The 18,718-nt window shown below is 62.8% G+C and carries 20 protein-coding genes; 15 read left to right on the top strand and 5 right to left on the bottom strand.

Annotated features, from left to right (window positions below; translation table 11 throughout):
• The first annotated feature begins 12 nt into the window (after positions 1-12).
• From hisB to coaA, 7 genes are read left to right on the top strand one after another with little or no spacing between them, the layout of a single operon-like run.
• Positions 13-621, top strand: a complete 609-nt coding sequence (hisB, locus tag JVX98_RS22250) for an imidazoleglycerol-phosphate dehydratase HisB (RefSeq protein ID WP_205237430.1) — start codon at positions 13-15, stop codon at positions 619-621.
• 24 nt (positions 622-645) lie between these two features.
• On the top strand, positions 646-1,116 hold the full coding sequence (locus JVX98_RS22255; RefSeq protein ID WP_205237431.1) for a DUF2628 domain-containing protein: 471 nt from the start codon (positions 646-648) through the stop codon (positions 1,114-1,116).
• On the top strand, positions 1,116-1,766 hold the full coding sequence (gene hisH, locus JVX98_RS22260; RefSeq protein ID WP_205237432.1) for an imidazole glycerol phosphate synthase subunit HisH: 651 nt from the start codon (positions 1,116-1,118) through the stop codon (positions 1,764-1,766). Before JVX98_RS22255 ends, hisH begins: the two co-directional genes overlap by 1 nt.
• Before the next feature lie 28 nt (positions 1,767-1,794).
• A complete protein-coding gene (gene hisA, locus JVX98_RS22265; RefSeq protein ID WP_192451521.1) occupies positions 1,795-2,532 on the top strand; it encodes a 1-(5-phosphoribosyl)-5-[(5-phosphoribosylamino)methylideneamino]imidazole-4-carboxamide isomerase in 738 nt (245 codons plus the stop codon).
• A gap of 3 nt (positions 2,533-2,535) precedes the next feature.
• Positions 2,536-3,312, top strand: a complete 777-nt coding sequence (hisF, locus tag JVX98_RS22270) for an imidazole glycerol phosphate synthase subunit HisF (protein ID WP_205237433.1) — start codon at positions 2,536-2,538, stop codon at positions 3,310-3,312.
• Positions 3,313-3,327: 15 nt separating this feature from the next.
• On the top strand, positions 3,328-3,651 hold the full coding sequence (locus JVX98_RS22275; protein WP_205237434.1) for a phosphoribosyl-ATP diphosphatase: 324 nt from the start codon (positions 3,328-3,330) through the stop codon (positions 3,649-3,651).
• Entirely contained in the window at positions 3,648-4,640 is a 993-nt protein-coding gene (gene coaA / locus JVX98_RS22280) for a type I pantothenate kinase (RefSeq protein ID WP_192451518.1), read from the top strand. Before JVX98_RS22275 ends, coaA begins: the two co-directional genes overlap by 4 nt.
• Positions 4,641-4,655: 15 nt before the next feature.
• Here the strand turns inward: coaA and JVX98_RS22285 are convergent, their stop codons facing one another.
• The 5 genes from JVX98_RS22285 to JVX98_RS22305 form a co-directional block, all read right to left on the bottom strand.
• Entirely contained in the window at positions 4,656-5,267 is a 612-nt protein-coding gene (locus JVX98_RS22285; RefSeq protein WP_205237435.1) for an alpha-ketoglutarate-dependent dioxygenase AlkB, read from the bottom strand.
• A gap of 12 nt (positions 5,268-5,279) precedes the next feature.
• Positions 5,280-5,717: a hypothetical protein gene (locus JVX98_RS22290; RefSeq protein WP_246764932.1), complete on the bottom strand. Its 438-nt coding sequence runs from the start codon at positions 5,715-5,717 to the stop codon at positions 5,280-5,282.
• 2 nt (positions 5,718-5,719) lie between these two features.
• Entirely contained in the window at positions 5,720-6,193 is a 474-nt protein-coding gene (lysM, locus tag JVX98_RS22295) for a peptidoglycan-binding protein LysM (RefSeq protein WP_205237436.1), read from the bottom strand.
• A gap of 78 nt (positions 6,194-6,271) precedes the next feature.
• Positions 6,272-6,706, bottom strand: a complete 435-nt coding sequence (gene arfB / locus JVX98_RS22300) for an alternative ribosome rescue aminoacyl-tRNA hydrolase ArfB (protein ID WP_192451515.1) — start codon at positions 6,704-6,706, stop codon at positions 6,272-6,274.
• Between the two features lie 203 nt (positions 6,707-6,909).
• Positions 6,910-8,520, bottom strand: a complete 1,611-nt coding sequence (locus JVX98_RS22305) for a phosphoenolpyruvate carboxykinase (protein WP_192451514.1) — start codon at positions 8,518-8,520, stop codon at positions 6,910-6,912.
• A gap of 323 nt (positions 8,521-8,843) precedes the next feature.
• Here JVX98_RS22305 and chvI point away from each other — a divergent pair, with 323 nt between their 5' ends.
• From chvI to tsaE, 8 genes are all read left to right on the top strand, one after another.
• Positions 8,844-9,569, top strand: a complete 726-nt coding sequence (gene chvI, locus JVX98_RS22310; protein WP_043626797.1) for a two-component system response regulator ChvI — start codon at positions 8,844-8,846, stop codon at positions 9,567-9,569.
• A 239-nt stretch (positions 9,570-9,808) separates the two neighbouring features.
• Positions 9,809-11,542 (top strand): sensor histidine kinase, encoded by a 1,734-nt coding sequence (locus JVX98_RS22315; RefSeq protein ID WP_246765060.1) that lies wholly within the window; start codon positions 9,809-9,811, stop codon positions 11,540-11,542.
• Positions 11,539-11,997, top strand: a complete 459-nt coding sequence (locus JVX98_RS22320; protein ID WP_205237438.1) for an HPr kinase/phosphorylase — start codon at positions 11,539-11,541, stop codon at positions 11,995-11,997. Before JVX98_RS22315 ends, JVX98_RS22320 begins: the two co-directional genes overlap by 4 nt.
• 156 nt (positions 11,998-12,153) lie before the next feature.
• Entirely contained in the window at positions 12,154-12,555 is a 402-nt protein-coding gene (locus JVX98_RS22325; protein WP_034801684.1) for a PTS sugar transporter subunit IIA, read from the top strand.
• On the top strand, positions 12,555-12,845 hold the full coding sequence (locus JVX98_RS22330; RefSeq protein WP_043624332.1) for an HPr family phosphocarrier protein: 291 nt from the start codon (positions 12,555-12,557) through the stop codon (positions 12,843-12,845). Before JVX98_RS22325 ends, JVX98_RS22330 begins: the two co-directional genes overlap by 1 nt.
• A 166-nt stretch (positions 12,846-13,011) precedes the next feature.
• Positions 13,012-14,412, top strand: coding sequence for an adenosylhomocysteinase (gene ahcY / locus JVX98_RS22335; RefSeq protein WP_034801698.1), 1,401 nt, complete (start codon positions 13,012-13,014; stop codon positions 14,410-14,412).
• A gap of 306 nt (positions 14,413-14,718) precedes the next feature.
• A complete protein-coding gene (locus JVX98_RS22340) occupies positions 14,719-17,199 on the top strand; it encodes a PAS domain-containing sensor histidine kinase (RefSeq protein WP_205237439.1) in 2,481 nt (826 codons plus the stop codon).
• Entirely contained in the window at positions 17,199-18,710 is a 1,512-nt protein-coding gene (gene tsaE, locus JVX98_RS22345; RefSeq protein WP_205237440.1) for a tRNA (adenosine(37)-N6)-threonylcarbamoyltransferase complex ATPase subunit type 1 TsaE, read from the top strand. The genes JVX98_RS22340 and tsaE overlap by 1 nt, the downstream gene beginning before the upstream one ends.
• The last annotated feature ends 8 nt before the right edge of the window (positions 18,711-18,718 follow it).

Below are 18,718 nucleotides of genomic sequence, written 5' to 3' on the forward strand. Positions count from 1 at the left end.
CAGGAGAGCCCGATGGCAGAAGCCACGTCCAGCCGCACCGCAGAGGTTTCGCGAAAGACCAACGAAACCGCGGTATCCGTATCGGTCAACATCGACGGCACCGGAATCTCCAAGATTTCGACCGGCGTCGGTTTCTTCGACCATATGCTGGACCAGCTCGCCCGACATTCGCTCATCGACATGGAGATCAAGACGGACGGCGACCTGCATGTCGACGATCACCATACGGTCGAAGACACCGGCATTGCCATCGGCCAGGCGATTGCCAAGGCGCTCGGCGACCGGCGCGGCATCACCCGCTACGCCTCGCTCGACCTCGCGATGGACGAGACGATGACGCGCGCGGCGGTGGACGTTTCCGGCCGGCCGTTCCTCGTCTGGAACGTGACCTTCACGTCGCCGAAGATCGGCACCTTCGACACGGAACTCGTGCGCGAATTCTTCCAGGCGCTCGCCCAGCACGCCGGGATCACGCTGCATATCCAGAACATCCACGGCGCCAACAACCATCATATCGCCGAGACCTGCTTCAAGTCCGTCGCCCGCGTGCTTCGCACCGCAACAGAAATCGACCCGCGCCAGGCCGGCCGCGTTCCCTCGACCAAGGGGACCCTTGCCTAAGCGGCCAGTCACTGGCTTTGACTCATGGCTTCTTACATGATCCTCACCCCGCCGGGTGCGCGCGCCAACGACGAGCGGGCACGCTTCGTCGCCGACGGCTTTTCCTGGTGGGCCTTCCTTTTCCCGGCGCTCTGGCTTCTGGCCAAGCGCCAATGGGCAATCGGCATCGCAGTTGCTGTTCTCCAGATCTCGTTAATATTCCTGTCGAACCATGAGAGCGGCTTCCTGCCGTCTCTCCTGGCGCACCTCGCGCTTCGGCTGGTGGTGGCGCTCGAAGGACCGGTTCTGGTGGCGCGCAGCCTGACGGCCCGTGACTGGACGCTACGCTCCATCGTGCCGGCGCCCAATCTCGAAGCGGCCGAAGAGATCTATTTCACGAGCCTGGCTTCGAACGAAACCAAGCCCGCCGCCCCTTCCCCGGCCGACTGGACCGTGCGCAAGCCCTCAAGTGGCGGCCCTGGCCTCGGCCTTTTTGATTCCTACGGAGAACGCTGATGCGCGTCGCCATTATCGATTACGGCTCGGGCAACCTGCGCTCGGCCACCAAGGCCTTTGAACGGGCCGCCCGCGAAGCCGGCATTGCAGCCGAGATCGACCTTACCGACAAGCCGGAGCGGGTGGCGAGCGCCGACCGCATCGTGCTTCCGGGCGTCGGGGCCTATGCCGATTGCCGCCGCGGCCTGGCCGCCGTCGACGGCATGGAGCAAGCGTTGACAGAGGCGGTCGAACAGGCTGGCCGGCCGTTCCTCGGCATCTGCGTCGGCATGCAGCTGATGTCGTCGCGCGGGCTTGAGAAGACCATCACCCATGGTTTCGGCTGGATCCCCGGCGATGTCGTCGAAATGACGCCCGCCGACACGATGTTGAAGATCCCGCAGATCGGCTGGAACACGCTGAAGCTCAAGCGCGAGCATCCGCTGTTTGACGGCATCCGTGTTGGCGAAGCCGGTCTGCACGCCTATTTTGTGCATTCGTACCATCTGGCCGCCGAGAACGCGGCCGACGTGGTCGCCGAGGCCGACTATGGCGGACCGGTCACGGCCTTCGTCGCCAATGGCAACAAGGCCGGCTCACAGTTCCACCCGGAAAAGAGCCAGGCGCTCGGCCTCGCCCTCATCTCGAATTTCCTGCGCTGGAAGCCCTGAGCTTTCGCACGACTGATTGGACAGACCCATGATCCTTTTTCCCGCGATCGACCTGAAAGACGGGCAATGCGTGCGCCTGAAGCTTGGCGACATGGACCAGGCGACGGTTTACAATCCCGACCCGGCGGCCCAGGCCCTTGCCTTCGAAGACCAGGGCTTTGAATGGCTGCACGTCGTCGACTTGAACGGCGCCTTTGCCGGCGAGACGGTCAACGGTGCCGCCGTCGACGCCATCCTCAAGGCGACCAAGAACCCGGTGCAGCTTGGCGGCGGCATTCGCACACTCGACCATATCGAAAACTGGCTGTCGCGCGGGCTTGCCCGCGTCATCCTCGGCACCGTCGCCGTTCGTGATCCGGCGCTCGTCATCGAAGCCTGCGCCAAGTTCCCGGGCAAGGTCGCGGTCGGCATCGACGCGAAGGGCGGCAAGGTGGCCGTCGAAGGCTGGGCCGAGGCATCCGAACTCGGCGTGATCGAGCTTGCCAAGAAGTTCGAGGGCGCTGGCGTTTCGGCGATCATCTATACCGACATCGACCGCGACGGCATCCTGACCGGCATCAACTGGGCCTCGACGCTGGAACTGGCGGACGCGGTTTCCATTCCTGTCATCGCGTCCGGCGGCCTTGCCTCGATGGACGATATCCGCCGCATGGTCGAACCGGACGCACGCAAGCTCGAAGGCGCCATCTCCGGCCGCGCGCTCTACGACGGCCGTATCGACCCGCAGGAGGCGCTGGACCTGATCCGCGCCGCGAGAAAGGCTTGAACCATGACGCTTAAAGCCCGCGTTATCCCCTGCCTCGACGTCAAGGACGGCCGTGTCGTCAAGGGTGTCAACTTCGTCGACCTGATCGACGCCGGCGACCCGGTGGAGGCGGCACGCGCCTATGACGCTGCCGGCGCCGACGAACTCTGCTTCCTCGACATCACTGCGTCCTCGGACAATCGCGAGACGATCTTCGACGTCATCGCCCGTACCGCCGAACAATGCTTCATGCCGCTGACCGTCGGCGGCGGCGTTCGCCAGGTTTCTGACATCCGCAAGCTGCTTCTGGCCGGCGCCGACAAGGTGTCGATCAACACGGCCGCCGTGAAGAACCCGGAATTCGTCGCGGAAGCGGCAGACAAGTTCGGCAACCAGTGCATCGTCGTTGCCATCGACGCCAAGAAGGTCTCGACGGACGGCGGAGCGGATCGCTGGGAGATCTTCACCCATGGCGGACGCCAGCCGACCGGCATCGACGCGATCGATTTTGCCCGCCGGGTGGTCGATCTCGGCGCCGGCGAGATCCTTCTGACCTCGATGGATCGCGACGGCACCAAGAGCGGCTACGACATCGCGCTGACCCGCGCCGTTGCCGATGCGGTGCGCGCGCCGGTGATTGCGTCCGGCGGCGTCGGCACGCTCGACCACATGGTCGCCGGCATCAGGGACGGTCATGCAACCGCCGTTCTCGCCGCCTCCATCTTCCATTTCGGCACCTATAGCATTGGCGAAACCAAGCGCTATATGGCCGAGCATGGCATCGCCATGCGCCTCGACTGAGCTTCAGGATCTTCCATGGCAGATTTCACACTTTCCGACCTCGAGGCCATCGTCGCGACACGCGCGCAGGCGGCCCCGGACCAATCCTGGACGGCAAAGCTGGTCGCCGGCGGCCAGCCGAAGGCGGCCAAGAAACTCGGCGAGGAAGCGGTCGAGACGGTGATCGCCGCGATCAGCAACGACCGCGCGAATCTCGTCGCCGAAAGCGCCGATCTCATCTATCATCTAATGGTCGTATTGAAGATCGCCGACGTTCCGTTGCAGGATGTGCTCAACGAACTTCAGCGGCGGACAAACGAATCCGGCCTGCAGGAAAAGGCAAATCGGCAGACCCCATGACGACAGCGGCGAAAGACATCGAAGCGGCCGACCTGCCGGACAATCTGCAGAAGCGGGACTATTCGCCGTATCACTTCTTTACCGCCGAGGAATGGTCGCGGTTTCGCGCCGATACGCCGCTGACGCTGACGGCCGACGAGGTACAGCGGCTGCGCTCGCTGAACGACCCGGTCGATCTCGGCGAGGTGCGGCAGATCTACCTGTCGCTGTCACGCCTGCTTTCGACCCATGTGGAGTCGTCGCAGATGCTGTTCGAGCAGCGCAAGCGCTTCCTCAGCATGTCCGAGACGAAGACCCCCTTCGTCATCGGCATCGCCGGATCGGTCGCCGTCGGCAAATCGACCACGGCCCGTATCCTGGCACAGCTTCTAGCGCGTTGGCCGTCGAGCCCGAAGGTCGACCTGGTGACGACAGACGGCTTCCTCTATCCGAACGCCGTGCTCCAGCGCGAAAACATGATGGACCGCAAGGGCTTTCCGGAGAGCTACGACGTCGGCGCACTGCTGCGCTTCCTGTCGGCGATCAAGGCGGGCCAGCCGAACGTCAAGGCGCCCAGCTACTCGCACCTGACCTATGATGTGCTGCCGGATCAGTACACGGTGATCGACCGCCCGGATATTTTGATCTTCGAAGGCATCAATGTTCTGCAGTCGCGCAACCTGCCGGCCGACGGCAAGATCGTGCCGATGGTCTCGGATTTCTTCGATTTCTCGATCTATATCGATGCCGAGGAAAGCCTGATCCACAGCTGGTACGTCAACCGCTTCATGCGGCTGCGCGAAACCGCCTTCAAGAACCCCGAATCCTACTTCCACCGCTACGCCACGATCAGCGAGGATGCAGCCCGGGCCATCGCCGAGGGATTGTGGCACAACATCAACCTGAAGAACCTGCACCAGAACATCCTGCCGACGCGCCCGCGCGCCGACCTGATCCTGCAAAAGGGCCCGAACCATCTTACCGAAAAGGTGGCGCTCAGGAAGCTCTAAGCTTTCGGTGCATCCTCAGGGATTGACGCGGCGGAGCGTAAGATTGACCCGCCCGCCATTCTTCAGCAGCGTCGACGTGCTCGGATAGATGCGGTCGACGCCATGGAAGGCGAGCCGCCCTTCCCCACCCAGCACCACGACATCGCCGCTTTCCAGCCGGAAAGACATTGTCTGGCCGCCGCGCGTGTTGCCGCCGACGCGGAAGAGGCAGCTGTCGCCTAGCGAGATCGAGACGACGGCGGTTTCAAGGTCGCGCTCGTCGCGATCCTGGTGCAGCCCCATGCGGGCCTCTTCGGAATAAAAGTTTACCAGGCAGGCCTCGGGCGCCTTGCTGCTGGCGGAAACCGCATTCCAGATATCGAGCAGGATATCCGGCATGACCGGCCAGGGACGGCCGGTCACCGGATGCTGAGCCTGGTAACGATAGCCCCGATCGCGATCCGTGACCCACCCGAGCGCGCCGCAATTGGTCATGCGCACCGACATGGGCTTGCCGGTCTTCGGCATTTCCGGCACGAAGAGCGGCGCTTCGGCAACGACGGACCGAATGGTCTCCACCAGTTGCTCCTGCCGGGCACGATCGAGATAGCCCGGAATATGTCTGATCCCTTTCGGGAGCACCTGCATGAGAGGCAGTCCTTATTGTTCCAGGCCGAGAAGTGCCGCCGGAACGCCATAGCGCAGCGGCCAGCCGGCATAGGCGACATCCGTCGGCCCGACGACGTGATCGACGAGGTTCCAGCGGCCGTTATGAAAACTGACGAGTGCGAACACCGTCAGACCATCCATCATGTCGGCCTCGTCACGCAACCCGGTTTGCGACAGCTCGATCGATCCGCCACCGGGACGCTGCGGCTCGACCTGCATGAAGGCCCAGTTGGGCGCGGCACGCATGGTGGTAACGACGAATTCGACCGGACCGTGCATCTCGGCCTCGACCGCGGGACGGATCGCGTCGAGGATGGCGGCACGCTCGGTGCTGCCCTTGGCGGGTTCACGGAAAGGCTGCGCCAGAGAAACGCCGGCAAGCCAGAGGCTCGCCAGCGCGGCAATTGCAAGAGACCGCCTGAAGGACACGCTCAGGCCGCATCCAGATCCGGAATGCGCAGAACCTGGCCCGGATAGATCTTGTCCGGATGGGTCAGCATCGGCTTGTTGGCTTCGAAGATCACCGTATGCTTGGCGCCCTTGCCCTTGCCGTACTGCGCCTCGGCGATCTTCCAGAGGTTATCGCCCTTCTTGACCGTATAGAAGACGGGCGCCTTTGCTGCGGCAGGTGCTGCGCCGGCATCGGCGACCTTGAGTTCGGAGGCCTCGACCGCGGACACGCCGAGCGTGTTGCCGACGGCGACGACGGCCTTTTCGAAGACGCTCTGGTCCTTCACGACACCCTTCAGCACGACCTTGTCACCGGCCACTTCGACCTGCACGTCCTTCGTGCCGAGATCGTGGGATGCAAGTTCCTTCTGAACGCTTTCGGCATCCGGAGCATCGTCGTCGCCGCCGATGCCAAGCTTCTTGCCGGCGTTCTTGATAAAGCTGAAAAGACCCATGAATATCTCCTTTAGCGAAAACACTGCTCGATAAGAGAGGGCGCTGCCGGCCAAAAGGCAAGGGAGCCGCAAAAAGAATCAATCGCCTCCAGGCCGGCCCCTGAGCTTCTTGATCTCCCCGCGCCCGGACTTCTCCTTGAGACGCCGCTCGACGGAGCCGCGCGTCGGCCTGGTCTTCTTGCGCGGCGGCGGCGGGGGCTCGGCGGCCTTGAGGATCAGCTCCTTCAGCCGCTCGCGCGCGTCCTCACGGTTGCGCTCCTGGCTGCGAAAGCGGCTCGCCTCGATCATCAGCACGCCCTCTTTTGAGGCGCGCTTGCCGGCGATCTTCAGGGCATTGGCCTTGATGCGATCGGAAAGCGCCGGAGACGCCTGGACGTTGAAGAACAGCTGAACGGCGGTCGACACCTTGTTGACGTTCTGCCCGCCCGGACCGCCGGCCAGCACGAATTGCTCCGTCAGCTCCCAGCCGGCAATCACGATATTGTCGTTTATGTAGAGCGGGTCGCTGGCCATGATTCACCTCGGCCCGATCTATGGCACAGAGCGAACCCGTTGAAAACACTGCGGCGCCGCGCGGCTCATCAGAGGCGCAAAGGTCGCCACAGCACTTTGGCTCCCCTTTGATCGAAGAGCTTTCGAGGGGAAATACAGCAGGCACAAACGCGAAAAACCCGGCCACAAGGACCGGGTTTCACGTGAATCATAGCCGACAATGTTTATTCGGCGGCGATCTTGGTGCCCGGAGCAGCGTCGCGGACGCTGCCGTCCACATGGCTCTCGAACTTGGCGAAGTTCGTGATGAACATGTCGACAAGGCGGCGAGCCTGCGCGTCATAGGCTGCACCGTCGGCCCAGGTCGAGCGCGGGTCGAGGATGCCGTCGTCGACGCCCGGGACCGAGACCGGAACGGCAAAGCCGAAGTTGGCGTCGGTGCGCAGTTCCGAAGCGTTCAGCGAGCCGTCAAGGGCGGCCGCGAGCAGAGCACGCGTCACCTTGATCGGCATGCGGCTGCCGGTGCCGTAGGCGCCGCCGGTCCAGCCGGTGTTGACCAGCCAGCAAGTGACGCCGTTCTTGGCGATCAGATCCTTCAAGAGGTTGCCGTATTCCGACGGATGGCGCGGCATGAACGGCGCGCCGAAGCAGGTCGAGAAAGTGGCTTCCGGCTCGGTAACGCCCTTTTCGGTGCCCGCAACCTTGGCGGTGTAGCCGGACAGGAAGTGGTACATCGCCTGTTCCGGCGTCAGCTTGGCGATCGGCGGCATCACGCCGAAGGCGTCGGCCGTCAGCATGATGATGGTGCGCGGCTGCGGTGCGGTGCCGGTGTCGCTGGCGTTCGGGATGAAGTCGAGCGGATAGGCGCAACGGGTATTTTCCGTCAGCGAACCGTCGTCGAAATCAGGCACGCGGCGCTCGTCGAGCACGACGTTTTCCATGACCGTGCCGAAGCGGCGGGTCGTGGCGTAGATTTCCGGCTCGGCCGCTTCCGACAGGCGGATCGCCTTGGCGTAGCAACCGCCTTCGAAGTTGAAGACGCCCTGCTCGCCCCAGCCGTGCTCGTCGTCGCCGATCAGCGTGCGGGTCGGGTCGGCCGAAAGCGTCGTCTTGCCGGTGCCGGAAAGGCCGAAGAAGATCGCGGTGTCGCCGGCCGGGCCGACGTTTGCCGAGCAGTGCATCGGCATGACGCCCTTCTTCGGCAGCAGGTAGTTGAGGACGGTGAAGACCGACTTCTTCATCTCGCCGGCATAGGACGTGCCGCCGATGAGGATCAGGCCGTTGGTGAAATCGCAGGCGATGACCGTCTCGGTGCGGCAGCCGTAGCGCTCCGGATCAGCCTTGAAGCTCGGCAGATCGATGATCGTCAGCTTCGGCAGGAAGGCGCCGAGCGCTTCGCGGGCCGGACGAATCAGCAGGTTGCGGATGAACAGCGAATGCCAGGCGTACTCGGTCACGACGCGCGTCGGGAGCGCGTTGTCGGCATCGGCGCCGCCAACCAGGTCCTGCACGTAGAGCGACATGCCCTTGGCATGCTCGAGCATGTCCTTGCGCAGCAGAGCAAAATGCTCCGGCGACATCGGCTTGTTGTTGTCCCACCAGATCTGGTCGTCGGTGTTCGCATCGCGAACGACGAACTTGTCCTTCGGCGAGCGACCGGTGTGCTGGCCGGTACGGGCGACGAGCGCACCGTGTGCCGTCAGTTCGGCCTCGCCGCGGCGAAGAGCTTCCCCATAAAGCTCTGCGGCTTCGAGGTTGTACCGAACCGTATCCAGGTCGATAAAGCCGAGTTTTTCCAAGCCGTTCGCGAGATTGCGAGTGCCGAGTTGCTCCATGGTCAAGCTTCCTTCGTGTTTGGCCATTGGCGTTGAATTTCGCCGGACCTTACTTGCATGCTCGCTCAAAAACAAGGCGACGTCAAAAAAAGAATAATGATTTCAGTATATTAATCGATTTAAAGAAAATTATCGTTTTTTTAATCGGTTGAAATCGACATCCCGAACACCGATCTGACGGGACCTATCCTATCGTTACGACAGGTGCTTTTTGGGCTTCGCCACAATTTGTTCCACCTTTATACTCACTAACGCACCCGTGACTCGCGAATGCCGGAGTTTCGGGGACGGGACCGGCACCTCAAAAGACGGAGTTGAACACGATGCAGACCATCGCGCTTGTCGATGATGACCGGAATATCCTGACGTCCGTATCCATCGCCCTGGAGGCGGAGGGCTACAAGGTCGAGACCTATACCGACGGCGCTTCCGCGCTCGAAGGCCTGCTCGCCCGGCCGCCGCAGCTTGCGATCTTCGACATCAAGATGCCGCGCATGGACGGCATGGAATTGCTGCGCCGCCTGAGGCAGAAGTCGGACCTGCCGGTGATCTTCCTCACTTCCAAGGATGAAGAGATCGACGAACTCTTCGGCCTGAAGATGGGCGCCGACGACTTCATCACCAAGCCGTTCTCGCAGCGCCTGCTGGTCGAACGCGTCAAGGCGATCCTGCGCCGCGCCGCCAACCGCGAAGCGGCGGCCGCCAACACGAACAATACCGTCAAGGCAACCGACGCGCCGTCGCGCTCGCTCGAGCGTGGGCAGCTGGTGATGGACCAGGAGCGCCATACCTGCACCTGGAAGAGCGAGCCGGTGACGCTGACGGTGACGGAATTCCTTATTCTTCATTCGCTGGCGCAGCGCCCGGGCGTGGTCAAGAGCCGCGACGCACTGATGGACGCGGCCTATGACGAACAGGTCTATGTCGACGACCGCACCATCGACAGCCACATCAAGCGGCTGCGCAAGAAGTTCAAGATGGTCGACAACGACTTCGACATGATCGAGACGCTTTACGGTGTCGGCTATCGTTTCCGGGAAAGTGCCTGAGCCACGGGGCTTGCCATCGCGCCCAGAGTGGCGCATTTGAAGCGGCGCGATGGTGATGGCCTCCTGTGAGGCTCGACACGATCTCCGCCGTCTTCGGATCAAAACCATGGAAGGCGGCGCAACCGGCCGGCAGCGCCGCCGCCATCGAACGATTATGAAGGACAGTCCGCGCGGGAGCGGGACATTTGGTAGAAGTCTTGCAGGGCGACATTGAAGACAATGACGGGCGTGCCCAGGCACTGAAGGGCCAGCGCCGCTGGGCGCATCCCTTCACGCTCATTCGTCGTCTCTTCGGCAATGCCGTCTTCTCGAGCCTCACCCGCCGTATCGTTTTCTTCAACCTGGTGGCGCTCGTCGTTCTGGTCGGCGGCATCATGTACCTCAACCAGTTCCGCGAGGGGCTGATCGATGCGCGCGTCGAAAGCCTCTTGACCCAGGGCGAAATCATCGCCGGCGCGATCTCGGCTTCCGCTTCCGTCGATACCAATTCGATCACTATCGATCCCGAAAAGCTGCTGGAACTGCAAGCCGGCCAGAGCATCACGCCGCTGCCGAGCGACGAGGATCTCGACTTCCCGATCATCCAGGAACGTGTCGCGCCGGTTCTGCGCCGGCTGATCTCGCCGACGCGCACCCGCGCCCGCCTGTTCGACGCGGATGCCGACCTGCTGCTCGATTCGCGCCATCTCTATAGCGGCGGCCAGGTGCTGCGCTTCGACCTGCCGCCGATCGAGCCGGAATCGACGGGCATCGGCGAAAAGCTCAACAGCTGGCTGAACAAGCTTTTGCAGCCGGGCAACCTGCCGCTCTACAAGGAACCGCCGGGTGGCAACGGCTCGATCTATCCCGAGGTCACCAATGCGCTGACGGGCGTGCGCGGCTATGTCGAACGCGTTACCGAGAAGGGCGAGCTCATCGTCTCCGTGGCGGTGCCCGTCCAGCGCTTCCGCGCCGTTCTCGGCGTGTTGTTGCTTTCGACCCAGGCCGGCGACATCGACAAGATCGTCCAGGCCGAGCGTCTCGCCATCATCCGCGTCTTCGGCGTCGCGGCCCTCGTCAACATCATCCTGTCGCTGCTTCTGTCGTCAACGATCGCCAATCCGCTGCGGCGCCTGGCTGCAGCCGCCGTGCGCGTGCGCCGCGGCGGCGCCAAGGAGCGCGAGGAAATTCCCGACTTCTCCTCGCGCCAGGACGAAATCGGCAATCTTTCGGTCGCGCTGCGCGAAATGACCACCGCGCTCTACGACCGGATCGCCGCGATCGAGAACTTTGCCGCCGACGTCAGCCACGAGCTGAAAAACCCCCTCACCTCGCTGCGTAGCGCCGTCGAAACGCTGCCCTTGGCGCGGACCGACGAATCGAAGAAGCGGCTGATGGACGTCATCCAGCACGACGTCCGGCGCCTCGACCGTCTGATCAGCGATATCTCCGACGCGTCGCGTCTCGACGCGGAACTTGCCCGCAGCGACGCCAAGACGATCGATCTCGAAAAACTTCTCGGCGACCTCGTCGATATCTCGCGCCAGGTCCGCAGCAAGAAGAAGTCGGTGCTGCTCGATTTCGTCATCGACCGAAAGGACAGCCCCAAGGCGCGCTTTGCCGTCAGCGGCTACGACCTGCGCATCGGCCAGATCATTACCAACCTGATCGAAAACGCCCGGTCCTTCGTGCCTGAGGACGGCGGGCGGATCGTCGTGCGCCTGACGCGCTCGCGCTCACGCTGCCTCGTCTATATCGAGGACAATGGTCCCGGCATCCAGGCCGAAGACATCGACCGCATTTTCGAGCGCTTCTATACCGACCGTCCGGAAGGCGAGGACTTTGGCCAGAATTCCGGCCTCGGGCTGTCGATCTCCAGGCAGATCGCCGAAGCCCATGGCGGCACGCTCAAGGCCGAAAACATCGCCGGACCGGATGGCCGTATCGCCGGCGCCCGCTTCATCCTGTCCCTTCCCGCCGAGCCGCACGCGTGACAACAGCCCGCGCCAATGTCCACGGCACTGCAATCGTGCTCGGGACGCGCGGCTTCCTGATTACCGGCCCGTCCGGCTCCGGCAAATCCAGACTGGCGATCGCCTGCATCACGGCCGCCCGGCAGGCCGGACATTTTGCAGCGCTGGTCGCCGATGACCGGGTCGATCTTGCGCACGAACACGACCGGATCGTGGCGCGCTGCCCGCCCTCCATTCACGGCCTTATCGAAATCCGCGGCGCCGGCATCGGCACGATCGAAACCGTGCCCAGCGCGGTGATGGACTGGGCCTTGCTGCCCGTCAGCGCCCCATTCGACCCGCGCCTACCGCCTGATGACGAGACATTGCCCCTGCCACTCGGGCGAGCATTGCCGATTGTTCGCGTTCCCGTTGAAGATGGTGCGCAGGTTCTCAATATTTTGCAGGCGCTCATCGCTGAAAAAATAGGTTTCTAGCCCGATTTACCGTCAGCGCGACCGGTTTTTCGGCATTTTTGGCTTGCACTTCCCCTTTTCCTTGCCAAGATGCCCTCCCCAACAGGTGGACGAAATTGCTGCATTGCGATATCTGGCCATCAGTGAATTGCGTGTGCAGTTGGAGCGAAGATACCCATGATCGGACTTGTGCTTGTCACCCATGGCAAGCTGGCTGAGGAATTTCGACATGCGCTTGAGCATGTTGTCGGTCCGCAAAAAGCTATAGAGACCGTCTGCATCGGCCCCGAGGACGACATGGACCAGCGTCGGCAGGATATCCTCGACGCGGTCACCAATGTCGACGAAGGCAACGGTGTCATCATCCTCACCGACATGTTCGGCGGGACCCCCTCCAACCTCGCCATCTCGGTGATGCGCAGCGGCACCGTCGAAGTGATCGCCGGCGTCAACCTGCCGATGCTGATCAAGCTCGCCGGCGTTCGCGGCGAGAGCGACATGGACAAGGCACTGGTCGAGGCCTCGGAGGCCGGGCGGAAATACATCAACGTCGCCAGCCGCGTCCTGAGTGGGAAATAATGGATCACCGCCCCGACATGTCGCTGACGCGCGAACTGCTGATCATCAACAAGCGAGGCCTGCACGCGCGGGCATCAGCGAAGTTCGTGCAGACGGTCGAGGCCTATGACGCCGAGATCACCGTCTCCAAGGACGGCATGACCGTTGGCGGAACCTCGATCATGGGGCTGATGATGTTGGCCGCCAGCACCGGCTGCAGCGTTTGCGTGACCGCCAGCGGTGCACAGGCCGAAGAGGCGCTGAATGCGCTTGACGCTCTGGTCGCCGACAAGTTCGGCGAAGAAATCTGACAGCAATATAAAGATATAAAGACTTCTTTATATCGCGGTTGCTCTTCACCCTGAATCCTGATAGATCGGTCGCACTCTCACCGCGTCGTATAGGCGTGGGAGGCATAATCGCGCCGCGGAGATGGCCAAGGCCGCGCGGCTTGAAGAGATCAGCCCGGAGAACTCCATGACCACCACTCAGGACTACATCGTCGCCGACATCGGACTCGCCGATTTCGGACGCAAGGAAATTGCGATCGCCGAAACGGAAATGCCGGGCCTGATGGCCTGCCGCGAAGAGTTCGGCGCTTCGAAGCCGCTGAAGGGCGCGCGCATCACCGGCTCGCTGCACATGACCATCCAGACCGCCGTCCTCATCGAGACGCTGGTTGCGCTGGGCGCCGACGTGCGCTGGGCCTCCTGCAACATCTTCTCGACCCAGGACCACGCCGCAGCCGCAATCGCGGCCAGCGGCGTTCCGGTCTTCGCCGTCAAGGGTGAAACGCTCGAAGAATACTGGACCTACACGGACAAGATCTTCCAGTGGGCCGACGGCGGCGTTTCCAACATGATCCTCGACGACGGTGGCGACGCCACCATGTACATCCTGCTCGGCGCCCGCGCCGAAGCCGGCGAGGACGTGCTTTCGAACCCGGGTTCGGAAGAAGAAGAAATCCTCGTCGCACAGATCAAGAAGCGCCTTGCAGCTTCGCCGGGCTGGTTCACCAAGCAGCGCGACGCGATCAAGGGCGTGACCGAAGAAACCACCACCGGCGTCAACCGTCTGTACCAGCTCCAGGCCAAGGGCCTGCTGCCGTTCCCGGCGATCAACGTCAACGACAGCGTCACCAAGTCGAAGTTCGACAACAAGTACGGCTGCAAGGAATCGCTGGTTGACGGTATCCGTCGCGGCACCGACGTGATGATGGCCGGCAAGGTCGCCGTTGTCTGCGGTTACGGCGACGTCGGCAAGGGTTCGGCTGCCTCGCTCTCGGGCGCCGGCGCCCGCGTCAAGGTCACGGAAATCGACCCGATCTGCGCGCTCCAGGCTGCCATGGACGGTTTCGAAGTCGTTCAGCTCGAAGACGTCGTTTCTTCGGCCGACATCTTCATCACGACGACCGGCAACAAGGACGTCATCCGCATGGACCACATGCGCGAGATGAAGGACATGGCGATCGTCGGCAATATCGGCCACTTCGACAACGAGATCCAGGTCTCGGCGCTGCGTAACCTCAAGTGGACGAACATCAAGCCGCAGGTCGACATGATCGAGTTCCCGAAGGGCAACCGCATGATCCTTCTGTCGGAAGGTCGCCTGCTTAACCTCGGCAACGCCACCGGTCACCCGTCCTTCGTGATGTCGGCCTCGTTCTCCAACCAGGTCCTGGCCCAGATCGAGCTCTTCACCAAGGGTGAGAAGTACAAGAACGAAGTCTACGTCCTGCCGAAGGCGCTCGACGAGAAGGTCGCTCGCCTGCACCTCAAGAAGCTCGGCGCCAAGCTTTCGGAACTTTCCGAAGAGCAGGCCGACTACATCGGCGTGAAGACGCAAGGCCCGTTCAAGGCTGAGCACTACCGGTACTAATCCTTACCCGGGCAATCCACAACATCTTGTGGCCGCGTTCTTGACAAGAGAGCGCGGCCGCTTTTTTGGGCCTCTCCCTTCCCGACGATTCGACTAGGAAGTATGCTCTAACCCATTGATTCGTGATGCCGGTGCGGACCTTGGGCATCGCGGATGGGATGTCTTGTCGAATTAGCGGCAAACAGACGGAGACAGACCGGGGATGCAATCGGAACTGACGCGGACCCTTGAACAGGGCCCCGGTGGAACTGTGCAAGGCGCAGCAAGGCCGGCAGCACCCTTCGGACAGACGGGGATGGCAGCGCCATGAACAAAGACCAGACAGATTTTCCGGCCATCCGCCGCAAGGGTCCGAAATTCCTGCGCCGCCTTTTGGCCGGCACCACGCTTTTCACCGCCACGGACGCACTGGCTCAGGTCGTCCCGCAAAAGGCCGGCATCTTCGGCTCGTCGGAAGTCGTCACCTTTTCCGTGCTGATCGGCGTCATTTCCGCTGCGATGATCTCGGCGATCTGGCTGATCCGCCAGCGCGGCAACATCGAGGCCGAAAACCGCGAGCTTAGGTCCGACCTTTCCGACGCCAACCAACGCCTCTCGCGCTACCAGGCACTGGTCGCCGACAAGAACCGCCGGATCGTCATCTGGGACGGACTGCTTGAACGCGCCGAACTGCTCGGCCAGCTGCCGGCGGAAACCGGCGCGCCTTCCGACGATCGCGACTTTCTGGCCTTCGGCCGCTGGGTCAAGGCGCAGTCCGCCGGCGAGCTGGAAAAATCGATCGAGGCGCTTCGCACCCAGGCCCGCAGCTTCGATCTCGTCATTGAAACACAGCGCAACGAGGTGCTGGAGGCCCAGGGACGCGTTTCCGGCGGCCGCGCCTTCGTGCGCTTCATCGCGCTCAACAACATGCGGGCGGAGCTCGCCGAGTTGAAGCTCGAACACGACCGGCTCAATGCCGCGCTTCGCTCCTTCCACACGCTCCTCGATGCCATCGACCTGCCTGTCTGGCAGCGCGGCACCGACGGCGCGCTCGTCTGGGTCAACGAAGCCTATGCCGACGCCGTCGAGGCGCCCGATGTCGCCACCGCCGTCGCGGAGAAGCGCGAACTGCTTGCGACGGTCGCGCGTGAAAAGATCCGGTCGGTCTCGACCTTCGATACGCCTTTCCACGACAAGGTCTCGACCGTCGTTCGCGGCAACCGCACCTTCTTCGACGTCGTCGACGCCCGCAGCGCTGCTGGTTCGGCCGGTATCGCAGTCGATATTTCGGGCATCGAGGCCGTGCGCGAAGAGCTCAACCGCACGCTCAAGAGCCATGCGGAAACGCTCGACCATCTGGCGACGCCCGTCGCGATCTTCGACGGCAACCAGCGTCTGCAGTTCTACAACCAGGCCTTCCAGCGCCTGTGGAACCTCGATGTCGGCTTCCTCGAGCGTAAACCCGACAACGGCGAAGTGCTCGACCGGCTGCGCGCCGGCGGCCAGCTGCCGGAACAGCTCAACTGGAAACAGTGGAAGGCAAACGCGCTGTCGGTCTATCAGGCGCTCGATACGCAGAGCGATCTCTGGCACCTGCCGAACGGACAGACGCTGCGCGTCTTTGCCACGGCCCGTCCGCAGGGTGGCGTTACCTGGGTGTTCGAGAACCTGACCGAGAAGGTCGATCTCGAAACGCGCTACAACACGCTCGTCCAGGTCCAGGGCGAAACCATCGACCATCTTGCCGAAGGCGTGGCGGTGTTCGGGCCTGACGGCCGCATCCGCCTCTCCAACCCGGCCTTCCGGGCGATCTGGGGCATCAGCGAGGCTGAAGCCAAACCCGGTACGCATATCAAGGCGATCGAGCAGGCCTGCCTGATCTCCTACGACCAGCCCGACGGCTGGAAGCGTTTCACCCACATCATCACCAGCTTCGACGACGAGCGGCCCTCCAGCCGCGGCATCCTCGAACTTCGAACCGGGCTGATCCTCGACTACGCCGTCATTCCGCTGCCGAACGCCCAGACGATGCTGACCTTCGTCAACATTACCGACAGCGTCCGGGTCGAGCGCGCGCTCACCGAAAAGAACGAGGCGCTACGCAAGGCCGATGCGTTGAAGAACGACTTCGTCCACCACGTCTCCTATGAACTGCGCTCGCCGCTCACCAACATCATCGGTTTTGCCGATCTCTTGAAGACGCCGGCTTTCGGCGACCTCAACGAGCGCCAGGCAGAGTATGTCGACCATATCGCCACGTCCTCGTCGCTGCTTCTGACGATTGTCAACGACATCCTCGATCTTGCGACCGTCGATGCCGGCATCGTCCAGCTCGACCTCGCCGACATCAGCCTGACGGACTTCCTCGACGACATCGCCCATCAGATGGCCGACCGGCTGATCGAGAGTGGCGTCACGCTCCGGATCGCAGCACCGGACAATCTCGGCCGGATGGTCGCCGATCAGCAGCGCCTGAAGCAGATCTTCGTCAAGCTGCTCACCAATGCCGCTAACTTCGCGCCCGATGGCAGCGTCATCGAACTGGCCTGCCGCCGCGAGGGCAGCGACTTCATCTTCTCGGTCTCCGACAGCGGCCCCGGCATTCCGCAGGACGTGCTCGACACCGTCTTCAACCGCTTCGAAAGCCATGGCCAACGCGGCGGCGCCGGGCTCGGGCTTTCGATCGTCGAGAGCTTCGTCAGCCTGCATCACGGCACTGTCGCGATCCGCAGCAAGGAAGGCGAAGGCACGGAAGTGACCTGCCGCATTCCCTCGGCCGACGTGCCGTCCACCGTCGCGGCCGAATAATGCCGGCGATCGAACGCCATCTTGCAGACGAGGCGGCAACGATCGAGCTTGGTGAAGACCTGGCGCTCGCCCTGAAACCTGGCGACTGCGTTGCCCTTTCGGGCGATCTCGGCGCCGGCAAATCCACTTTGGCACGCGCGTTTCTCAGAGCCGTCGCCGATGACGACGGCCTGGAAGTGCCGAGCCCGACCTTCACCCTAGTCCAGAGCTACGACCTGCGCATACCCGTCGCGCACTACGACCTTTACCGGCTGGCCGATTCCAGCGAACTCGAGGAACTGGGCTTCGATGAAGCCCTGTCGCAGGGCATCTGCCTGGTCGAATGGCCGGAACGGGCGGACGACGCCCTGCCCTCAAGCCGCATTACGCTGGCCATTACCCACGAGAAAGACGGGCGACGCGTCGAAATTTCGGCGCCTGACGACACGCTGCAGCGCATCGCCCGGACGCTGGCGAACCGCGCGTTTCTCGATACGAACGGACATTCGAAAGCGCGGCGCCGCCACCTCAGCGGCGACGCCTCGATCCGGGCCTATGAGCGCATTTACCCGGCGGATGGTTCCGTTAGCCGGATTCTGATGGATTCTCCGCGGCACAAGTCGGGCCCGATCCTTCAGGACGGAAAGTACTATCAGCAACTGGCGCACATCGCCGAGGATGTCGTTCCCTTCGTTGCCATCGACCAGATTCTTATTGCCCGTGGCTTTGCAGCGCCCGAAATCTACGCCCGCGATCTCGACCAGGGCATCCTCCTGATCGAAGACCTCGGCTCGGAGGGCGTTCTCGATGCGGACGGAGAACCAATCGACGAACGCTACATCGAGAGCGCGCGGCTGCTTGCCCGCCTGCACGCGGAACGCTCCGAGGCCGAGATCAGCGTCGAGCCGACTGTGATCCACCGCATTCCGGATTTCGACCGGGCGGCGATGAAGATCGAGACACGGCTTTTGACCGATTGGTATCTGCCCTGGAAACGCGGCGCGCCGGCAAGCGACGACGAGAAGCGCGAATATGGAGAGATCTGGGACGGCCTGATCGACCTCCTACAGACATCCGAAACGAACCTGCTGCTGCGCGATTTTCACTCGCCGAACATCATCTGGCGCGGGGAACGCGAAGGTCTGGACCGGATCGGCCTCATCGATTTCCAGGACGCAATGATCGGTCCGACCGCCTATGACGTCGCGTCCTTGGTTCAGGATGCCCGCGTCACCATCCCGCCTTCGCTCGCAAGCCGGATGATGGAGACCTATCTCGCCGAACGGCGCGCGGGTGGTAGCTTCGACGAGGCAATGTTCCTTCGCGACTGGCACCTGATGTCGGCGCAGCGCAACTGCAAGCTCGTCGGCATCTGGGTGCGGCTGATGCAGCGCGACGGCAAGCCCGGCTACATGAAGCACATGCCGCGCACTTTCGCCTATCTTAAGGCGGCGCTTTCACATGAATCGCTGAAACCCTTGCACGACTGGTGTATGAAGACCGGAATCCTCGTTTCCGAATCAGCGAACTGACAGAGAAT

The organism is Ensifer sp. PDNC004, assembly GCF_016919405.1.
Taxonomy (GTDB): Bacteria; Pseudomonadota; Alphaproteobacteria; order Rhizobiales; family Rhizobiaceae; genus Ensifer.

Bases quoted from the DNA above. Each gene is read 5' to 3' on its own strand.
- coaA (WP_192451518.1), top strand. From the start codon at position 3,648: ATGACGACAGCGGCGAAAGACATCGAAGCGGCCGACCTGCCGGACAAT.
- hisH (WP_205237432.1), top strand. From the start codon at position 1,116: ATGCGCGTCGCCATTATCGATTACGGCTCGGGCAACCTGCGCTCGGCC.
- JVX98_RS22285 (WP_205237435.1), bottom strand. From the start codon at position 5,267: ATGCAGGTGCTCCCGAAAGGGATCAGACATATTCCGGGCTATCTCGAT.
- tsaE (WP_205237440.1), top strand. From the start codon at position 17,199: ATGCCGGCGATCGAACGCCATCTTGCAGACGAGGCGGCAACGATCGAG.
- lysM (WP_205237436.1), bottom strand. From the start codon at position 6,193: ATGGGTCTTTTCAGCTTTATCAAGAACGCCGGCAAGAAGCTTGGCATC.
- JVX98_RS22305 (WP_192451514.1), bottom strand. From the start codon at position 8,520: ATGGAGCAACTCGGCACTCGCAATCTCGCGAACGGCTTGGAAAAACTC.
- hisA (WP_192451521.1), top strand. From the start codon at position 1,795: ATGATCCTTTTTCCCGCGATCGACCTGAAAGACGGGCAATGCGTGCGC.
- chvI (WP_043626797.1), top strand. From the start codon at position 8,844: ATGCAGACCATCGCGCTTGTCGATGATGACCGGAATATCCTGACGTCC.
- hisF (WP_205237433.1), top strand. From the start codon at position 2,536: ATGACGCTTAAAGCCCGCGTTATCCCCTGCCTCGACGTCAAGGACGGC.
- JVX98_RS22325 (WP_034801684.1), top strand. From the start codon at position 12,154: ATGATCGGACTTGTGCTTGTCACCCATGGCAAGCTGGCTGAGGAATTT.
- ahcY (WP_034801698.1), top strand. From the start codon at position 13,012: ATGACCACCACTCAGGACTACATCGTCGCCGACATCGGACTCGCCGAT.
- arfB (WP_192451515.1), bottom strand. From the start codon at position 6,706: ATGGCCAGCGACCCGCTCTACATAAACGACAATATCGTGATTGCCGGC.
- JVX98_RS22275 (WP_205237434.1), top strand. From the start codon at position 3,328: ATGGCAGATTTCACACTTTCCGACCTCGAGGCCATCGTCGCGACACGC.
- JVX98_RS22340 (WP_205237439.1), top strand. From the start codon at position 14,719: ATGAACAAAGACCAGACAGATTTTCCGGCCATCCGCCGCAAGGGTCCG.
- JVX98_RS22255 (WP_205237431.1), top strand. From the start codon at position 646: ATGGCTTCTTACATGATCCTCACCCCGCCGGGTGCGCGCGCCAACGAC.
- JVX98_RS22330 (WP_043624332.1), top strand. From the start codon at position 12,555: ATGGATCACCGCCCCGACATGTCGCTGACGCGCGAACTGCTGATCATC.
- hisB (WP_205237430.1), top strand. From the start codon at position 13: ATGGCAGAAGCCACGTCCAGCCGCACCGCAGAGGTTTCGCGAAAGACC.